Origin of the sequence: Streptomyces sp. NPDC048331 (assembly GCF_043201215.1) — a bacterium.
Taxonomy (GTDB): domain Bacteria; phylum Actinomycetota; class Actinomycetes; order Streptomycetales; family Streptomycetaceae; genus Streptomyces.
The window spans coordinates 1-17,050 of record NZ_JBICYT010000043.1 but is presented as its reverse complement, the minus strand read 5'-3'; the positions used below and the strand labels follow the sequence as shown (position 1 = coordinate 17,050).

At 67.7% G+C, this 17,050-nt stretch carries 18 protein-coding genes and 1 pseudogene; 9 read left to right on the top strand and 10 right to left on the bottom strand.

Annotated features, from left to right (window positions below; all coding sequences use genetic code 11):
- Window positions 1-413: 413 nt before the first annotated feature.
- The gene (locus tag ACGFYY_RS36080; protein ID WP_393716064.1) at window positions 414-848 is read left to right on the top strand and encodes a restriction endonuclease; all 435 of its coding nucleotides are present in this window, start codon (window positions 414-416) and stop codon (window positions 846-848) included.
- 203 nt (window positions 849-1,051) lie between these two features.
- On the opposite strand, the gene ACGFYY_RS36075 is transcribed toward ACGFYY_RS36080, so the two are convergent.
- From ACGFYY_RS36075 to ACGFYY_RS36060, 4 genes are all read right to left on the bottom strand, one after another.
- Window positions 1,052-1,873: a DUF6042 family protein gene (locus ACGFYY_RS36075; RefSeq protein ID WP_393716062.1), complete on the bottom strand. Its 822-nt coding sequence runs from the start codon at window positions 1,871-1,873 to the stop codon at window positions 1,052-1,054.
- An 8-nt stretch (window positions 1,874-1,881) separates the two neighbouring features.
- Window positions 1,882-2,028 (bottom strand): hypothetical protein, encoded by a 147-nt coding sequence (locus ACGFYY_RS36070; RefSeq protein ID WP_393716060.1) that lies wholly within the window; start codon window positions 2,026-2,028, stop codon window positions 1,882-1,884.
- The gene (locus tag ACGFYY_RS36065; protein ID WP_393716058.1) at window positions 2,029-2,229 is read right to left on the bottom strand and encodes a hypothetical protein; all 201 of its coding nucleotides are present in this window, start codon (window positions 2,227-2,229) and stop codon (window positions 2,029-2,031) included.
- A 460-nt stretch (window positions 2,230-2,689) separates the two neighbouring features.
- Window positions 2,690-3,550: a MerR family transcriptional regulator gene (locus ACGFYY_RS36060; protein WP_393716056.1), complete on the bottom strand. Its 861-nt coding sequence runs from the start codon at window positions 3,548-3,550 to the stop codon at window positions 2,690-2,692.
- 904 nt (window positions 3,551-4,454) lie between these two features.
- On the opposite strand from ACGFYY_RS36060, the gene ACGFYY_RS36055 reads away from it, so the two are divergent.
- The 6 genes and pseudogenes from ACGFYY_RS36055 (at window position 4,455) to ACGFYY_RS36030 (ending at window position 10,745) form a co-directional block, all read left to right on the top strand.
- A complete protein-coding gene (locus tag ACGFYY_RS36055; protein ID WP_393716128.1) occupies window positions 4,455-5,483 on the top strand; it encodes a bifunctional DNA primase/polymerase in 1,029 nt (342 codons plus the stop codon).
- On the top strand, window positions 5,480-6,997 hold the full coding sequence (locus ACGFYY_RS36050; RefSeq protein WP_393716054.1) for a phage/plasmid primase, P4 family: 1,518 nt from the start codon (window positions 5,480-5,482) through the stop codon (window positions 6,995-6,997). The genes ACGFYY_RS36055 and ACGFYY_RS36050 overlap by 4 nt, the downstream gene beginning before the upstream one ends.
- Window positions 6,994-7,368, top strand: a complete 375-nt coding sequence (locus ACGFYY_RS36045) for a DUF6009 family protein (protein WP_365268390.1) — start codon at window positions 6,994-6,996, stop codon at window positions 7,366-7,368. The genes ACGFYY_RS36050 and ACGFYY_RS36045 overlap by 4 nt, the downstream gene beginning before the upstream one ends.
- A 599-nt stretch (window positions 7,369-7,967) precedes the next feature.
- Window positions 7,968-8,822, top strand: coding sequence for an alpha/beta fold hydrolase (locus ACGFYY_RS36040; RefSeq protein ID WP_393716051.1), 855 nt, complete (start codon window positions 7,968-7,970; stop codon window positions 8,820-8,822).
- 635 nt (window positions 8,823-9,457) lie between these two features.
- Window positions 9,458-10,083: pseudogene (locus ACGFYY_RS36035) on the top strand (IS5 family transposase); the annotation flags it as partial.
- Between the two features lie 62 nt (window positions 10,084-10,145).
- Window positions 10,146-10,745 carry an SMI1/KNR4 family protein gene (locus ACGFYY_RS36030; protein ID WP_393716049.1) on the top strand — a complete coding sequence of 200 codons (600 nt, stop codon included), beginning with the start codon at window positions 10,146-10,148 and terminating at the stop codon, window positions 10,743-10,745.
- A 66-nt stretch (window positions 10,746-10,811) separates the two neighbouring features.
- Here the strand turns inward: ACGFYY_RS36030 and ACGFYY_RS36025 are convergent, their stop codons facing one another.
- The 6 genes from ACGFYY_RS36025 to ACGFYY_RS36000 all read right to left on the bottom strand — a co-directional run bounded on the left by ACGFYY_RS36025 (window position 10,812) and on the right by ACGFYY_RS36000 (window position 15,166).
- Window positions 10,812-10,985 carry a MarR family transcriptional regulator gene (locus tag ACGFYY_RS36025; protein WP_393716126.1) on the bottom strand — a complete coding sequence of 58 codons (174 nt, stop codon included), beginning with the start codon at window positions 10,983-10,985 and terminating at the stop codon, window positions 10,812-10,814.
- A gap of 287 nt (window positions 10,986-11,272) precedes the next feature.
- Complete coding sequence (locus ACGFYY_RS36020; RefSeq protein ID WP_393716047.1) at window positions 11,273-11,842, bottom strand: RNA polymerase sigma factor; 570 nt, start codon at window positions 11,840-11,842, stop codon at window positions 11,273-11,275.
- Window positions 11,839-12,090, bottom strand: a complete 252-nt coding sequence (locus tag ACGFYY_RS36015) for a hypothetical protein (RefSeq protein WP_393716045.1) — start codon at window positions 12,088-12,090, stop codon at window positions 11,839-11,841. Before ACGFYY_RS36015 ends, ACGFYY_RS36020 begins: the two co-directional genes overlap by 4 nt.
- A gap of 200 nt (window positions 12,091-12,290) precedes the next feature.
- Window positions 12,291-13,090 (bottom strand): IS5 family transposase gene (locus ACGFYY_RS36010; protein ID WP_393716124.1). Its coding sequence is split into 2 segments (ribosomal slippage): window positions 12,291-12,751 and window positions 12,751-13,090, totalling 801 coding nucleotides; the frame shifts between segments, so codons are not numbered across the junction.
- 412 nt (window positions 13,091-13,502) lie between these two features.
- Window positions 13,503-14,540 carry a CU044_5270 family protein gene (locus ACGFYY_RS36005; RefSeq protein WP_393716043.1) on the bottom strand — a complete coding sequence of 346 codons (1,038 nt, stop codon included), beginning with the start codon at window positions 14,538-14,540 and terminating at the stop codon, window positions 13,503-13,505.
- Entirely contained in the window at window positions 14,537-15,166 is a 630-nt protein-coding gene (locus tag ACGFYY_RS36000) for an RNA polymerase sigma factor (protein WP_393716041.1), read from the bottom strand. Before ACGFYY_RS36000 ends, ACGFYY_RS36005 begins: the two co-directional genes overlap by 4 nt.
- A 669-nt stretch (window positions 15,167-15,835) precedes the next feature.
- Here ACGFYY_RS36000 and ACGFYY_RS35995 point away from each other — a divergent pair.
- Both ACGFYY_RS35995 and ACGFYY_RS35990 read left to right on the top strand, forming a co-directional pair.
- A complete protein-coding gene (locus ACGFYY_RS35995) occupies window positions 15,836-16,471 on the top strand; it encodes a hypothetical protein (protein ID WP_393716039.1) in 636 nt (211 codons plus the stop codon).
- 312 nt (window positions 16,472-16,783) lie between these two features.
- Window positions 16,784-17,050: transposase (locus tag ACGFYY_RS35990; protein ID WP_393716037.1), on the top strand; the 267-nt coding region annotated here is incomplete at its 3' end.

The window sequence follows — 17,050 nt, the reverse complement described above, 5'->3', positions numbered from 1 at the left end:
TGGTGCGACTTTCACGGTGCCGTTGACCTGAGGACAGTGACCGATCCTGGGTGAGATCGGTCAGTCTCCGGTGAGACAGGACATCAGCGGATCCCCCGCTGCTCCGCCCTCGGGATGGGAGCTGGGCGCGGAGGGGGAGCTGTAAGTATCCGACAGCGACGCGGGGGAGGGGCTGAGCATGGGTACGGGCACGGTGGTGCTGATGGTGTCAGCCGTCTTGGGGGCAGGTGGCCTGGCCGGAGTCCTGGTGCGTTCCGGACGTCGTGAGGCCGAGGGCGAACGGGTCAGGGCAGCGGAACAGGCGAGGGTTCAGGCCCCGCGTTCGATGAAGGCGGTCCGGGGGATGGGCGACCGCGAGTTCGCAGAGTACGTCGCGGACCTGTGCCGCCGGGACGGCTGCACAGGTCCGCCGGGTGGGCGGGGCGAACGACCTGGGCGCCCACGTGGTGGGTCATCTGCCGCACGGCCGGAAGCTCGTGGTGCAATGCAAGCGCTACGCGAAATACCGTACCGTCGGCAGCCCCGACCTGCAGAAGTTCAACGGCACCGCTCGCAGCGAACACGGAGCGGACGTCCCGCTCTTCGTCGCCTCGTGCAAGTTCACCGAGCAGGCCCGGTCTTTCGCCGCCCGCCACGGCCTGGTCCTCGTCGACGTAGCCCTCCTCGGCTTCTGGAACACCGGTCGGCGGTCACCTGCCGGCAGTGACGTGTCCAGAGGCGACCACGAGCGAGGGTGCGGCAGGCCCAGCGCCCCAGTAAAGGTCGCCCTCGATGGTGGGCGTCTGGCGGGGGAGTCCGCAGCGATCAGCAAGAAATACAGGCCTGCGACTGCTCCGCATCCAGCGTGACGGTCAACAGGCCCAGCTGCGTCCGGGGCATGCTCGGCACGTTTCCGGAGCGCGGCAACGGAGTCGGCGTGACCTCCAAGAGCTCTGTGGCCTCTGGGCTGATCTGAGAATCGAGTGGCTTCGAGCGGCGGCGCCAAGGTTGAGCGTCAGGGGAGCCGGGCGCAGACCGGCTGGGCTGTGGCGGGCCTGGTCCGGCGAGGGAGTCAACCCCGCCCGATGATGATGCGGTTGTCGTTGAAGTGCTGCCAATCGGCCACGAGGTGGAACCGTTCGTGGTTCTCCAGGTCATCAAGGTTCACCTGCGAGCGAGGGGTGCCGCGTTCGAGACGGGCATCGTTCTCCTCGATCATCCGTCCGAGCGCGTAGCGAATGTCGTCCTCACAGACCTTCGACGCCCGGGCCAGCCGGTCGACAGACGTGAACACTTCGTCCGGCTGGCCCAGGTCGTCCGTCAGGTAGGTGAGCACAGCACTCTCTGCCGGACCGCGTTCCCACGTACGACGCGTGTTGACGATCTTGTCCCGCTCGGCGTCCGTCAGGCCGAGGACGGCCTCGGGGCCCGGGAGGGAGTCCGGCATGGACCACACGCCGTCCTGCGCCGTGGCGATGCCCAGAGAGAGCATGGTGTCCGCGAGCTCACGGATGGTCGTCGGAACTTCCACACCAGCAGCGCGGAGCAATCCCTCGCACCTGGCTTGGTGCTCTGCGGCATCTGCGCAGAACTGGTTCTTCTCCTCGTCGGACTCCAGGTAGTCCAGTTCTTCGTCGTCCATCCACGCCACGGGGGAGTCGAGAGTGCCTCCGTGTCGGCCGAAGAAGGCGCCGCGCTCGCCGTTGAAGAGCTGCTGGGTAACGTCGTCCAAGCTGCCCCGCAGTCCGCGGACTGTAGCTGTGCCGAAGAGCATGCAGACCATCATTGCCTGGTGCTGGGGAAGGTAGTGCGGCCATCCGCTCGCGAACCAGCCGTTGTGCATGGATAGGTCACCGTCGCCACGGCCCTGACTCGTGTCCTGGTCGACAGACATGGATCTCCTTATGAAGGCTGCGGGGAAGGCGGGGAGTACGGCGGCAGGTTCTTGATCCGCCCGACCAGAGGATGGGCGAGCAGGCTGTCCTCGTGGGCGTCGAGGTCGAGGAGCCCGGCGTCTGCAAGGCGCGGGAGTCCGGCGCGGAGCTCCACCTAGCTGTTTGCTTCGCCGAAGGTGCCGCAACGGAGCTGCCTGATGAAGCCGTCGACGCTGACGTCATCGTCGAGGTGGGGGTGCCACGGGCCACTGGCTGACTTCACGTACAAGCCGAGGTCGTACACAGACAGGCCGGCTTCCAGGGCTTCGGGCTCGACGATCACCGGCTGTGTGCGTGGGCTGTGTCTCTTCAGCATGCGGACATCCTGGCGGTTGCCAAGGCCCTTGAGGGCGAGATTCGGGCGAATCGCACCCTCAGGGGGCGGAACGGTCCCTCGGCTTGAAAACGGCAATCTTCGGATTCTGAACGGCCGACTCCGCCTGAATCCCCGCGCCTTCGCAGGATCGAGCCCGTACCGAACGTGAACTCGGCTTGTCGGCGCGGCCCTTGTCGTCGCCTTCGGCGCGGACGTTCTACCAACTCGTGCCTGACAGCTGGGCGGCGACAGTTGCCACGAAGTGCCGCAGGACGGCGAACGGCGGCCCTACCGGCGCGCGCTTCGACGGTGTGGACGCGGGTGGCGTCGTCGGTCCCGCGAGGGCGCCGCGGTCGGTGGCGCGCAGGTGGGCCAGGGCGTGGTCGTGTCGGGCTGCTGCGGTGTCGTGGGTGCGTCGGGACCGAGTCGCGGGTCGTGCCGGGGCTCGCTCCGGGCCCGGTCAGCGGGTCCGTTCGTCCGTGTACCCGTCGGGTCCGGCCGGGTGAAGCAGTTCGATGACACGTTCTTCGTACCGGACGCGTGCAGGGGAAAAGTCGTACGGCATCTTGCCGATGGCCTCCAGCACGCTCGTCCTCGCCTCGCCTTCCTCCTCGTCGGCGTGCTCGTCCTCCTGGTCCAGGAGGACGTCGAGAGCCGCTTCGACGCCGGATCTTTCGCCGGCGTTTTCCAGGGCGGTCTCGTGATCACATCGCTGGGCGACCAGGTCTTCGATGCGGGGGTCGTCGGGGGACATGGTGTCGTCCAGGGCCGCCTCGGCCTCGGCCAGTCTGTCCTCCTCGGCCCGCAGTTCGGGGTGGGTGGCCAGAACGATGAACCTGTTGGCTTGGACAGCGGCGCCCAGAGGGCCGAAGACGCGCTCAGTGACCAGGAGGGTGTCGAGGTCTGCGGAGCGCAGGGACCCGGGCGGTAGATCGCGCAGGCGGCCGGTGACCACCGGGGAGAGCAGGCCCAGGGGGCTGCCCACCTCACGGAGACGTTTCACGGCGGCCCGCTGAGCCTCGATGGCGGCCGCCTTGGAAGCGAGTGACTCCTCCAGGCGGGCCAGGGACTCCTCGATGCCGGTGGCACCCCTGAAGGCGGCATGGATGTCGTCCAGAGGGATACCCGCATCGGCCATCCTGCGGATCCACAGCAGGCGGATCATGTCGTCGTACCCGTAGCGACGTCGGTCATCGCTGCCGCGTTCCGGTTCGGGCAGGAGCCCGATGGCGTGGTAGTGGCGGACGGCGCGGGGTGTGGTCCCGGCGAACGCGGCGGCATCACCGATCTTGACCCGACGTGGAAATGCAGGAAAGGGCATACGAGGAAACCTCTCGAAGTCGTGCTCACCGCCTACTGGACCACATGCCGCAACGGCACATGCAACCTTTCTGCCGCGGGTGTACGCAGGCGTCAGGGGGAGCCCCGCAGCACCACCGGCGGGACGTACCTGTGCCGGCAGGGCGACCGCTACACCGCGGCGAGCCCTGGGTACGAGGCGTCGCCGACCCGCACCGGCTCGCGCCACCATCCCGAAGCGGGCTTACCCACCCCGGCCGGGGCCGCGCCGGAGCTGGTCGGACCGCCCGGCGGCGGGCGGTGCTTCCACTGCGTACACGTACAGGTCTGGCATGCCCTGGGTTCGACGGCTTGACGGCGCCTTCTCGGATGGCGGCGGAACGGTGTCGTGAATGCAGCCCACGGCGCGAGGCAAGTTGACCGACGCGAGGCCAAGTCGGCCGACGTGGGGGGAGCGACTGAAAGAACAGTTGAGTCGCTTGGCTTCAGTCGCTTGAGAATTCGCAGGTCAGCGCGTTGTGCACGTCAGATCAGCGACTGAAGCGACTCAACTTCAGGTATATGAGGACATTCATGTGTGCGCGTGTGCGTCATATATAGGGAGCTTCAGTCGCTTCAGTCGCTGTTTTGCCTTCCTCAACGCTCTGACCTCGGCTTTTTCCGAGACGGGTTTGAGCGACTGAAACGACTCGGTCGCTCCGGCCCCTCCTTGAGTCGCTTCCCGCGCCTCTCGGCGCTGCACCGCCGACACGCCGACATCGACAGCCGCGACACGCTGCGCCCGCTTCCTGGCCGACTTCGCTAGTCTGTGTTCGTTGTTGAGTCGCTTCAGTCGCTGTGAGGGGAAGTACATGCCCGCTGAGCTGCGGTTTCCTCGCAGCGACTCAGGGCAGCCCAACCCTGATCGTTCAGTCGCCGGCCTGAGGCTGGCCAAGTGGTGCGCCAGTAACGGCTGGCCCGTCCACCCCCTGGCCCCTGGCCGTAAGACACCTCCGGCCAATTGCCGCGACTGCGGCGAGTCGGGCCATACCTACTCCAACTGTCCTTGCCTGGCGGCCGGCCGCTGGTGCCACGGATTCCACGCGGCGACCCTGGACTACTCACGCATCGAGCAGTGGTGGACCAGCAAGCCCACCTTGGGCGTTGGCGTCGCCTGCGGGCCCGCGGACCTGGTCGTCATCGACATCGACGCGCACGAGTGCGACCTCCCCCACCGGGACAGGCTCCTGCCAGGTATCCCGATCGGCGAGACCGTGGATCTGCAGGGCCTGCGCACCGGCTTCCACTCCCTGGCCGTCCTGGCCGCCCTTCGGGGCGAGACCTCGCCCGCCGAGGACGAGACGACCCTCCGGGTCAGGACCCCGTCAGGCGGTCTCCACGTCTGGTACAGGGCCACGGACGGCCGACGCTGGCAATGCTCAACGGGCTCCGGCAAGAGGGGACTCGCCTGGCAGGTCGACGTCCGCGCTCACGGCGGATACATCGTCGCCCCCGGCACCACCACGAGCGCAGGAACATACAAGCCCTTGGGCAAAGCCCGTCAGCCCGCCCCACTGCCGGCATGGCTGGCCCAGGAACTCCAGCGGACCGGGCATCTACCCGCCCCTCACATCCCGGCCCCCCGCCCGGTACCCCCGCGCGCCCGTCAGGCCGTCCTCGCGGCAGGCGGAAGCCGGGACAAGACCTCACGCCTTCTGACCGCCATCCTCGCCGACGTGATCGCCTGCGCCCAGACCTCCGAGGGCGCGGGCTTCACAGAGAAGCTCAACAGAGCCGCCTACACCCTGGGCGGCCTCGTCGCGGCAGGCCACCTCACCGACTCCGATGCCCAGGAGGCCCTGAGGGAAGCGGCCATGGTGGCCCGCCCCGCCCAAGAAACGCGCTCGAACCAGATCATCCGCAGCGGCATGGCCGCCGGCGCTCAGCGCCCCCTGCATCCTGGAGGCCGCCGGTGAGCCCCGCACCCGAAACCGACGGCTTCCTCTTCGAGTTCGACCCAGAGGCCGTCGCCGCCCAGATCCTGGCCCAAGCCCCGCCCCCCGCCCTGCCGACCCAAGGCGGAGCCCACCCCCACCTCGACCACGCGACCCCGGCCGGACTCCTCCCGGACACCCTCAGCGACCGCGGCAACGCCAAACTCTTCGTCCGCCTCTACGCGGGGGACTACCGCCACGTCCCCGGCCTGGGCTGGTACCGCTGGGACACCACCCGCTGGCAGGTCGACGAGGACGACACCGTCGTCTGGGCCGCAGGAGACCTCGCCGAACAGATCGCGACGACCGACCCCCGCGGCATCCACAGCAACCAGTCGCTGCAGAAACACCGCCGTCGCGCCCTGAGCACCTCCGGCATGAACGCCATGCTCACCCAGGCCAAGGCCGCCCCCGGCATGGTCCTGCGGGCCGAACTCCTCGACGCCGACCCGTACGCCCTGTGCACCCCGGCCGGCATCGTCGACCTGCACACCGGCCTCATCCGAGCACCCGACCCCGACAAGGACTTCCACTCGCGCTCGACATCGACCGGACCCGAACAGCAACCCACCCCCCGCTGGGACCGCTTCCTCACCGACACCTTCGGAGACAACACCGAAGGCCGGGAAATGATCGACTTCCTGCACCTGATGCTCGGCTACTCGATCACCGGAGACGTCGGCGCCCAGGTCATGCCCTTCCTCTTCGGCGCGGGCAAGAACGGCAAGTCCGTCCTCCTGGACGTCCTCATGAAACTCCTCGGCGACTACGCGGACGCCGCCCCGCCCGGCTTCCTGATGGCCCGTACCTTCGACGGCCACCCCACCGAACTCGCGGAACTCCACGGCCGCCGCGTCATCGTCTGCTCCGAGGTCAAGCCCGGAGACAAGTTCGACGAAGCGCGGGTCAAGCTCCTCACCGGCGGCGACCGGATCAAGGCCCGCCGGATGAGGCAGGACTTCTTCTCCTTCGCACCCACCCACAAGCTCTGGCTCATCGGCAACCACCGCCCCGAGGTCGGCACCGGAGGCTTCGCCTTCTGGCGCCGGATGAGGCTGGTCCCCTTCGAGAAGGTCGTCTCCGACGACCGGAAGATCGACAACCTCGCCGACATCCTCGTCACCGAGGAAGGACCCGGCATCCTCGCCTGGCTCATCGCCGGCGCGCGCCGATACCTCGCCGGCGAGAAGGACCTCACAGGCCCGGCCCCCGTCCGGATCGCCACCACCGCCTACGCGGAAACCGAAGATCACACCGGTCGCTTTTTCGACGAATGCTGCGCCTTCCACGCCGACCACCGCGCAGAACAAGCCCGCCTGTACAGCGTCTACCGCACCTGGTGCCAGAATGAAGGCGCGCCCACCATCTCCTCCCGTGCTTTCGCGGCACGGGCCCGCGAGCTCGTAGGCCTTGCCTCACCCAAAGAAATGATCTTGTCCAACTCGAAGAAGTACTACCCCGGCATCGGACTGCTCGCAGAGGAGGAGAACGCATGAGCTCTCTCATCTCCGACGACGAGATCCACCACGAGATCGACCTCATCTGGCTCGAGGACGTCACCGAACTGGACTACGTCCGCCAGTCCCTGGACCGCCTCCCCACCCGCCGAGGCAAACCCGCCTACCACCGGGACGGCCGCCTCGTCGGCTACGCCCAGCTCGGCCCGCAGGCGAAGCCCTCTCGCTCCAGCGGGACCTTCCGCCGCCGCGTCTTCTGGCTCCTGCCCCACGACCGAGACACCGTTCCCGACGGTCTCTACGCCTCCGGCGCACCCGCGGAAGCCATCGATCCGACGACCCTGGCGGCAGGAAGCAAGGGACGGAAGACCGAACGCTCGGAGAGGCCCGTACAGGCGGCCGACGCCTGACCGAGGCCTGGCTCCGCCCCCCGACCCCACTGGATCGGACATGTCTGAATTCCAGTCGCTTCAGTCGCTGCTGGATGGTGACGAGTGCTCTGACCTGGGCTTTTCAGTAGCGACTGAAGTGAAGGGGAAGCACCGTCGAAGCGGGGCGCACGCGGTTTCCTCGGCTCCTATGGCCTCCGGTCAGCCAAGGACACTGCTCGACGGGAAGATAGCGCTCGGGGAGAAGACGGGTCCGCGTGAGCGCGGAATGCCGCCCGCCCGCACGCGGGATGGCAAAAGCGGCCATCAGGGTTACATATGTCTGAACTCCGGTCGCTTCGGTCGCTGATCGATGGATGGATAGGCCTCTGACCTGCTCTTTCGGTAAGCGACCCAAGAGAAGATCTGACCAACATGACGCTCACGGTTCGCAGCTCGCAGTTCGCGGGCGGCGTCCGCGTCGGCAGGCAGCCGGCCGACTCTGCGGTGAGGGCGCGGCTTGGTCAGGGCCGAGGCAGGCACCCCTGCGAGGCACCAGCCGCACATGGCTCAGCACCACTATCGAAGCCCTGGTGAAAGCGCGATCTTGCCCAGAAGATCGTTCTGTTGGAGGCTGAAGCATGCAAAATCTGCCGACATTCGTATTCGTCCATGGTGCCTTCGCGAATTCGTTCTCGTTCGCGCCACTGCAGGCCGAACTCGCCTTACTCGGGCATCGCTCGGCCGCGGTCGACCTTCCCGGGCACGGATTCGAGGCGACCTTCCCCGCGGCCTATCAGGCCCCCCAGAGTCTCGACGCACTCGCCGCGGAACCGGGGAGCATCAAGGGAGTCACCCTCGCCGACAACGCCGCCCGCGTGATCGAAGTCCTCGAACGGGCCAAGCAGAACGGGCCCACCATCCTCGTCGCCCACAGCAGGGGCGGCCTCACGGCCACCGCTGTCGCCAACGCCCGGCCCGAACTGATCGACCAGATCGCTTATGTCTCCGCCTGGTGCCCCGTCGATCTGGACCTCGGCGACTACTACGCCCAGCCGGAGATGGCGGAAGTCGACGCGGGAGCCTTCGCTGCCACGTTCGTCGCGAATCCTGACGAAACCGGTCTTCTCCGGACCAACTTCCGCACCGCCGACCCGGCGGCACTCGCCGCGTTCAAGCAAGCGTTCGCCGCCGACCTCACCGATGACGAGTTCCGGACCTTCCTGAACACCTTCCAGCCCGATGAGAACCTCGACGCCGGTACGTCCGCCGACCGGGCACAGGCCACGACCTGGGGCCGGATTCCCAAAACCTATGTGCGCCTGGCCGCCGACGCCAGCATTCCGCTCGCCGCGCAGGACCGCATGATTCGCGAAGCCAACGCGCTCACACCCGACAACCCCTTCGACGTCCGGACACTCGAGGGGAGTCACCTACGCTGGCTCGTCCACCCGAAGCCCGCCGCCGAACTGCTCGCGAACATCGCGGCGCGCTGACCCCCCGCTTGGTGGTGCCGCAGTAGGTGCGTGGGGGCCGGTGTCCCTTACCCATCCGCAGAGGCGGCTGGCTACGGTTGAGCGGGACAGGGAGCACCTGCTCGTCCCACTCAACCGTTGGGTGTCAACCGGCGGCCCGGTCGCAGCATTAGCTGGTCCAAAACAGGCGGACGGCTTCTGTCTCCGTGTCCGCGAGCAGCGCCTCGACGAGCGGGTGGGGGCCGACGACCTTGGTGCCCAAGGGTCATAGTCGGTGCAGACGACCCAGGATCGGTTCGCGGCTCACCGGTTGGAGGGGGCATACAGGATCTCCGGGTTGCCGAAGAGGACCTGGGTGTCCCTCAGCCGACCGGAGCGGACATGCCCGATCTCGAAATTCTGCACGATGATCGGGTTGTAGTACGTCAGACAAAAAATACCCGCTCCCTGAGGGCTGTGCTCGGTGAAAACCCGGATCAACTGGTCCCATGTCCGCCTGTCAAGACTGCCCTCGGCGGAGTCGGGCCGGATGCCCGCGTCGTTCGCGGAGGGGAAGCAGCCCGAGCAGGGGTACAGGTCCCTTCGGCACGACTGGATCACCGATTCGGGCGGCCGGCTTCGCCCAGCACAGCCGCTGCCAACCCGGGCCGGGGTGCTCGCCGTCGCGACCTCAGGGTGGTGTGGCCGACGCCGGCATGGCGACCGCGAGGTGCTGGCTGCCATCGTGTTCGTCGCCCCGACCGGTCCTGGACGAACTCGGCGCACGTGGCGAACTTGACCGGTCGCGGTGCGCGTCGACTCGGTGAACATGCGGGCCCTCAAAGGGGGGACCTGACGGGACCGAATTCCGTAGATCGCGGCAAGAAGGGATCAAAGATTCACATAGTCACAGAGCGGACCGGTCTGCCCCTGTCCATCGGGATCTCGGCTGCGAACACCCACGACAGTCAAGGTCTCGAACCCCTCGTCCGTGGCATACCCCCATCCGGTCCCGCCGCGGTCCGCGCCGCCGTCGACCGGCCGAGCTGCACGGCGACAAGGGTTACGACTTCGACCGTCCGCGTTCGTGGCTCCGCTCCCGCAACATCACACCACGTATCGCCCGCCGGGGCATCGAATCCTCCCAGCGGCTCGGCCGTACCGCTGGACCGTCGAGCGCACGGAGGCATGGCTGTCCGGTTGCCGCCGTCTGCACCGTCGCTACGAGCGCAGGGCCGAACACTTTCTGGCATTCGCCGGCATCGCCGCCACCTTGACCTGCTACCGCAGGCCGACAGCCTGACCGGTGATACCTCAGAACTGGGATGATCAGGCCGCAATGACGACACACCCGTGAGGAGCCACATGACCGACTACCTGCCCGCGACCATGGCGATGCTCGGCCCGGCCCAGAATCGTTATGCGGATGCTGCCTCCTGGGACCGTCTCCACGACGAGCTCGGCGTCCGGTTGCCGATCGACTACCAGACCCTCGTCGACGCGTACGCTCCCATCCAGCTCAACGGCCACCTGTCTTTGCACCACCCCGCCACCGAACGCTGGAATCTGGGCGGCTGGATACGCGACACAGCCCAGGCCTGGTCCGACGTGCCCTGGGGCGGCATGGACCCGGACGAGGACCCTCGGCTGCTGTTCGGACTCACGGAGTTGAGCTTCGGCACCCCCGACGGCTTGTGGCCGATCGCCGGCACCGACCGCGGCGAGACGATCTTCCTCGTCGCGGCGGGGACCGTGGACGCTTGGCTGCTGGTGGAAGACGGCGAAGGCGGCTGGGCCCGGTACGACATGAGCTTCTCCGAATGGCTCTACCGCTACCTCATCGGCGAAGACATGGCCGGCCCCAACTCCGCCGCCTTCTACCCCGGCCCGGTACAACTGCGCCGACTTCCGATGACCGCCGACGAACGGCCAGAGCCCTGGAACGGCCCAGCCCGCGGAATGTAACCCGGCCTGCCACAACAGTCACAGACACCCACCACGTGGCCCGGAAAACCAAACGAGACGACCTCTTCAGTCGTTGGTGTCACGGCGGGGGCGGTTGATGGCGCTACGGGCCAACCAGGCCCGGACGGTATCCGCGAGCCAGTACGGTTTGCCGCCCTCCACCAGATCGGGAGGCGGAAGCAGGCCGTTCTTGCGGTAGGAACGTACCGAGTCGGTCCGCGTACCGATGTACGCCGCGATCTCCTTGTACGACCAAAGCCTTCGGTCAGTCGCAGGAAGGGGAGTTCGAAGAGGGACGACCGTGTCCGAGTCGGGCCGTACCCCAAGAGCCTCGCGAAGTCCGGCTTCCGCATCCAGGAGTTCACCGAGGTCCTCGACAGCGGCATCGTGACGGGACTGGAGCATGACGTCCCACAGGCCGGCTTCAACGTCGAGGACACTATCGAGTCCGTCGACCAGAGCGCGCTGATGCTGGTTCAGCCGCCGCTCTACGACCTCATCGCGGGCATCGGACTCTGGCTGAGGGGTCACTGCTGCGCCTCCCTCTTCTTGAGGTAGGCGGCTGCGGCGCGGCGGGCCTTCACCAGGCTGGCGCGCACTGTCTCGGATGGCAGGCCGAGTTCCTCGGCGATGTCGCTCGGCTTGTAGCCGGCAAATGTCCAGGCCAGGACTTGGCGCTGCCGGGATGGCAGGCTCTGCAGCACCGGCAGCATGTCGTACCGGCCCTCCCATTCCGCGATGGCGTCCGGGCAGGACAGCAGCGATGTCGGTTCAGGCACCTGTTCGACCGGATCCTCATTGACTGCGACGATTGTGCGGATCAGTGCGCGAGAGGCAACCGTGTGTACCCATGCCCGCGGTTTGTGGAGTTCGGTCCAGCGTCGGTATGCCTTGGCCATCGTGTCCTGAGCGATGTCTGCGGCGACGTGCACCGCGGCACCCTGATTGATCAGGAAGGCGACCAGTTGGCGGATGGTGCTTCGGTAGAACGCAGAGAACTCTTCGTCCGCCTCGGAGCGTTCCTCGAAGGAACCGCCATGCGCTGCGGGGCTGCTTGCTGGGCGGTCCGGACCGCCCGCCGGATCTGGGTTGCTCACGCTGCCGAGTCCAACCGATGAGCCGGAGTGCAGGTGATCTTCATCCGGAGGTGGCATCCGTCGCCGTCCTGGTCGTCGAGTTCTACCTGGCCGCCTGCTGCTACCGCATCGGCGACCCTGATGAGGTACTGGCGATGCGCCTGCTCGCGGCGTACGCGCCAGCGCAAGCGCAACCACAATCCCAGCAAGGCGCACGTCTTCGCGGCAATGATCGAGACGATGGTGACAACGGTCGTGGCCGTGTCCATGGGCGTCCCCTCCTCTTCCGGTCGCGGCCTCGGAAGGCCTGTCACTCGGTAAGAGCCTGAACAGGCCGTGATCGTGAACTCACGGGCCGAATCCGCCGCGACTCCGGGTCGCGCGCCCGATCACCGCCCACTCAGCCACCTGGCTCCGCCATGTCCCCAGAAGACCGTGAGGAAGGGAAGATGACGACTTAGAAGTCATCTCATTTGGCCATTCTGCGGTAGCAGATGAGGGCGCAGGCGATGCTGGTGAGGGCGAGGAAGTGCTCGGCCTTGCGTTCGTATCGATGGTGGAGGCGGCGGCAGCCGGCGAGCCAGGACACGGTCCGTTCGACGACCCATCTGTGGCGGCCGAGCCGTTGCGAGGACTCGATGCCTCTGCGGGCGATGCGGTGCTTGATGCCGCGTTCGCGTAACCATTTCCGCAGGTGGGCGTATTCGTAGCCCTTGTCCGCATGGAGCTTGCCGGGCTTGCGTCGTCGGCGTCCTCGGCGTGAGCGGATAGGCGGTATGCCGCGAACGAGGGGCTCAAGGGCCCGACTGTCGTGCAGATTCGCGCCCGAGATGCCGACGGACAGGGGCAGCCCCGTCCGCTCGGTGATCAAATGGATCTTCGACCCGAACTTGCCCCGATCGACAGGATTCGGACCCGTCAGGTCCCCCTTTTCAAGGCCCTCATGTTCACCGAGTCGATCGCGCAGCGGGACCAGTCCAGCTCGCCGCGGGCGCCGAGCTCATCGAGGACCAGGCGATGGAACTTGGCCCACACCCAGGCCTTGCTCCACTCCGAGAAACGACGGTGAGCTGTCGCCCCGGACGGGCCGAACGAGGCGGCGGGCAGCTGCTGCCAGGTACAACCCGACGTGGCCACGAAGACGATCGCGGCAAGCACCTCCCGGTCACCGTGGCGTCGCCGCCCACCACCCTGAGGCCGCGACGGCGCCTCCGGCACCACTCGCTGGAACAACTCCCACAACTCATCCGGCACCAGCCGTTCAACGATCCCCACCACAACCGACAGCCTACCCGCGAAGCCCAAATGAGATAAATTCTTACAGGGCTAGAGTTCGGAGGTCCAGGCCCCCACGTACCCGGTCGGACGCAGCTACAGCTGAGGCTTTGGATGCCGTTGGCCGCTGCCCCTCAAGGCCGAAGAGGTATCGACGGTTGTGAGGACCGGGGTCAGTGCATGCCTTCTGCCGTCGATGGCGATCGACAGCAGAAGGCATGCCTCGGCCTTGCCGTCGGTCTCCCGCTCGGCCGTCGGTGAGCCCGCTTCGACGAGAGTCGGTCGTCTGCGGGTGCATCCGAACGCCGACGTCCTGACGGTCTCCGGACGCTGGATCCGAAAGTCGGGGAGTCGGACACCTACAGGATCGGGACAGCGAGAATGCCCCCGCCCGACCCCTATGGGTTCAGTTCTCCGGTTCGTCGCCGGCGTGGTCGACGATGCCGGCCTTCAGGACGGCCGTGGCGAAGTCGTAGCCCTTGCCGTTCCCAGCGCCCGGGGATGGGTCACCCGTGGGCGGGAGGCCGTCGGCGCCGATGGGCGGGAGCTCCGCTAGCAGCACCTGCCGCACGCCGAGAAACACGCCGGTCGTCCTGTCGAAGATCAGTGACACCCGCAGGTTGCCGTTCCTGCCAACCACCGCGACGCCGTGCCGCCCCGCCGCGTCGACCTCATCGGCGACCACCCTCGTGCCCGGGATCCTCGCGGCCGTCTCCATGAGCGATCCCGCGACGGCCGGCGGCGCGGTCACGTTCATGAAGATCATCTGGATGTCCCCGAAGGCGAGCTGATGGCGCAGCTCGTCCGTGATCGGCATCCCCACCACCTGCTTGGACCGGTCGGCGGCGAGGAGCTGCTGCAGAAGCCGGTCGGGGTCGGTGGGCAGCGCGGCGACGAACTCGTAGGTCGGGGCGAGGAAGCCGGCCTGCGTGGGGACGTTGCGGCCTGCCCCCAGCGTGGCAGGCCAGGTGACCCGGCCCTTCTCGTCGCCCGGTCCGGACATCGTCGGATCCGCGATCAGGCCCTTGGACCTGCCGTCCACCGCCATCCACATCGTCCGTTCGTGCCTCGACTCGCGAGCCCCGTCCTGGACCATCCGCTGGTAGGTGAACTGGGTGTTCTTCGCGCCCGGGTCCGGGCGGCTCGCGGCGGCCTTGGCGGCCCGGCTCAGCAGACCGGCGGCATCCGTCGGCTCCGACACCGACGTGGCCGACCCGGTCGGCGCGGCGGGGGCAACGGCCGGGGCGGCGCTGCCGTCGCTTCGGCCCGGGCCGACCAGCGTGACGGCAGCCACCGCGACCACGGCCAGTGGCGACGCGACCCACCACACCAGCTTGCGTCGCGAACCCGTCACCGTCGTCGTCTGTCCGGCGATCTCGCTCATCAAATGCTCCCTCAGCAGCCGGTGGCGGTCGGCAGTGAGCAGCTCGGGTGTGTCGTTCATCGGTTCTCCCCCTGCATCGACCGGGCGGCAACAAGGCCGCCATCCCGTACCTGTCCGGGACCGGTCGGCGGTTCCCGACGATTCGTCAGTTCTTTTTCAGCGAGCGCGCGCAGCCGGGTGCGGGCCCGGGAGAGGCGGGATCGGACGGTGCCGACCGGAACGCCGAGCGCCTCGGCTGCCGAGGCGTAGTCGAGCCCCACCCAGATGCAGAGCCGGAACACCTCCCGTTCGGAGCGGCGCAGGCTGGGCAGCGCGCGCCGTACCGCCGCCAGCTCGGCGCCCGCGTCGATCCGGGCCACCAACCCCTCGGCGAAGTCCTCCACCGGCTCACGCTCGGCCAGCCGCGCCATCGCGGCCTGGTGCCGCCGGGTGGCCCGTGCGGTGTTGTGCAGCACGTTGGTGGCGATCCCGAACAGCCAGGGCCGCAGGCTCTCGTCCCCCTCGTGGAGTTTCCCGCGCAGCCGCCAGGCCTCCAGAAAGGTCAGCGACACCGCGTCCTCGGCCGCCGCCCAGTCGCCCAGGGTGCGCAGCGCGTAGGCGTAGACGGCCTGCGCGTGCGCGTCGAACAGCTCCCCCAGGGCACTCCGGTCCCCCGCGCGCAGACGCGCCCGTTGTGACAGTTCCATGCCCTTTCCTGTCCGCACCGCCCACCGGGTTCCTGTGAGGCACGTCACATCTCCTGATGGGTGCCGCAGCGCCGGGCTGAGCTTGCTGTTTAACCTCGCCGCGAGATGGGTCGGACGAGCGACTCTGTGAGCCGGCGGAGCCATGCGAGAAGAGGGACCTCGCCCACACCGGCCTGACCATCCAGCCGCCACACCCCACCGAACTTAGAAGCCGTTGTCGTACCGGTCTTGGCGGACGTGGGTTCGAGTGGATCGGCTCGGTCGGGTGATCTTGCTGGTTGCCGGGCATGAAGGGAGGGCCTCTGGTGCAGCTCGGGGTTGTCGAGACTTTGAGCGCGTCAGGAGGCCCTGTTGTCGCTGTTGTACGCGGTACCCGAGCCCGGCCCACGAGCAGAAGATCGCCGAACTCGTACAGGCCCGCTGGCAGCCGCTCACCTGTGCCCGCCGACCGGCTGCGGCCGAGGAGGCCTGCGTAGTCGTTCACACTCGCGCCCGGTTCGGGTTCCAAGACGGTCCCGCAAGCTCCGACGACCCGCGCATGCTGCGCATCGCTGGGCGCCTGAATGCAAGTGATCGCTCGGTGGGCTCTACGCCCTTCGAGCGAGCCGTCTGAGCCGTTCGGGTGAAGCCTGTAGGGGTGGGCAGGGTGAGGGCCGTCACGATGGCCTCATGATCTTCAAATCCCTGCGTGCAACCCGCTCCCTCCAGCGCATGACGGTCGGAGTTCTCGCCTCCCTCCTCATGGTGCCCATCGGCATCCAGTCCGCTTCCGCGACCGAGGGAGCGGTCACAGTGATTACCGACTCCGACGCCATGGACAACACCCCCCTGCGGGCGTCCGTCGGCAAGGCTCTGTGCCCCGCTGGCATGTCGCTGGAGAACGCCGGCTATTACTTTCTGACCTTCCTGGGCACCCCTAAGGACCCCCAGTACACCATCCTGTCGAGCTACCCGATCATCGAGGACGGGCGCGTGGGCTGGCTGATGGTGGCGTCGAAGGCAACCGTGGCGGTGGACATCACCTGCGTGCCGCAGTCCAAGCCCGACGAGCAGGTCCTCGCGACCGGGGCCCCCGTCAAGTGGAACGGCACCAACCAGAACAACCCCGATTCCGTGGCATGGTGTCCGGCAGGCAGCACCGTGACCAACGGTGGCTACTTCTTCGACGAGGTCGCCACCACGGGCAACCCGGTCCGGGCCGTCTCCAGGGTGATCGCAAACGGCTCCACCCAGCAGGCCGCCGGCTGGTTCGTCTCGGCTGTCGGCGCCACCTACACCGCCCACGCCCTCTGCACCAAGAACTGACCCCCGCAGGACCACCCGTACACGCGGTGGTTGTGCATCTGACAAGCAGTTGTCGTACCGGTCTTGGCGGACGTGGTTTCGAGTGGATCGGCTCGGTCGGGTGATCTTGCTGGTTGCCGGGCATGAAGGCAGGGCCTCTGGTGCAGCTCGGGGTTGTCGAGACCTTGAGCGCGCCAGGAGGCCCTGTTGTCGCTGTTATGCGTCCTTACGTCGGCCGGCCCCAACTCGGCTGCCCGGGAGTGTGATTGCCTCGCTCACCGGTTCGGGAACGCCGGCGACCGGCCGCACAGGGGACCGATGTATCCGTCCGACATGACGGACGCGGAGTGGGCCGTGGTCCGGCCGCTGCTGCCGGTGCCGGGCTGGATGCGGGGCCGGGGCGGGCAGCCGGAGGCGTACTGCCACCGGGCGCTACTGGACGCGATCCGCTATCTCGTGGACAACGGCATCAAGTGGCGGGCGATGCCGGCCGATTTCCCGCCGTTTATGTGGAATCTGACTTGTCAAGGTCATTGGCAGTGCCAGCGACTGCCGGCCCGCACTCGGCGGGAAGGTGGGCGACGACCAAGGCGACTGCGT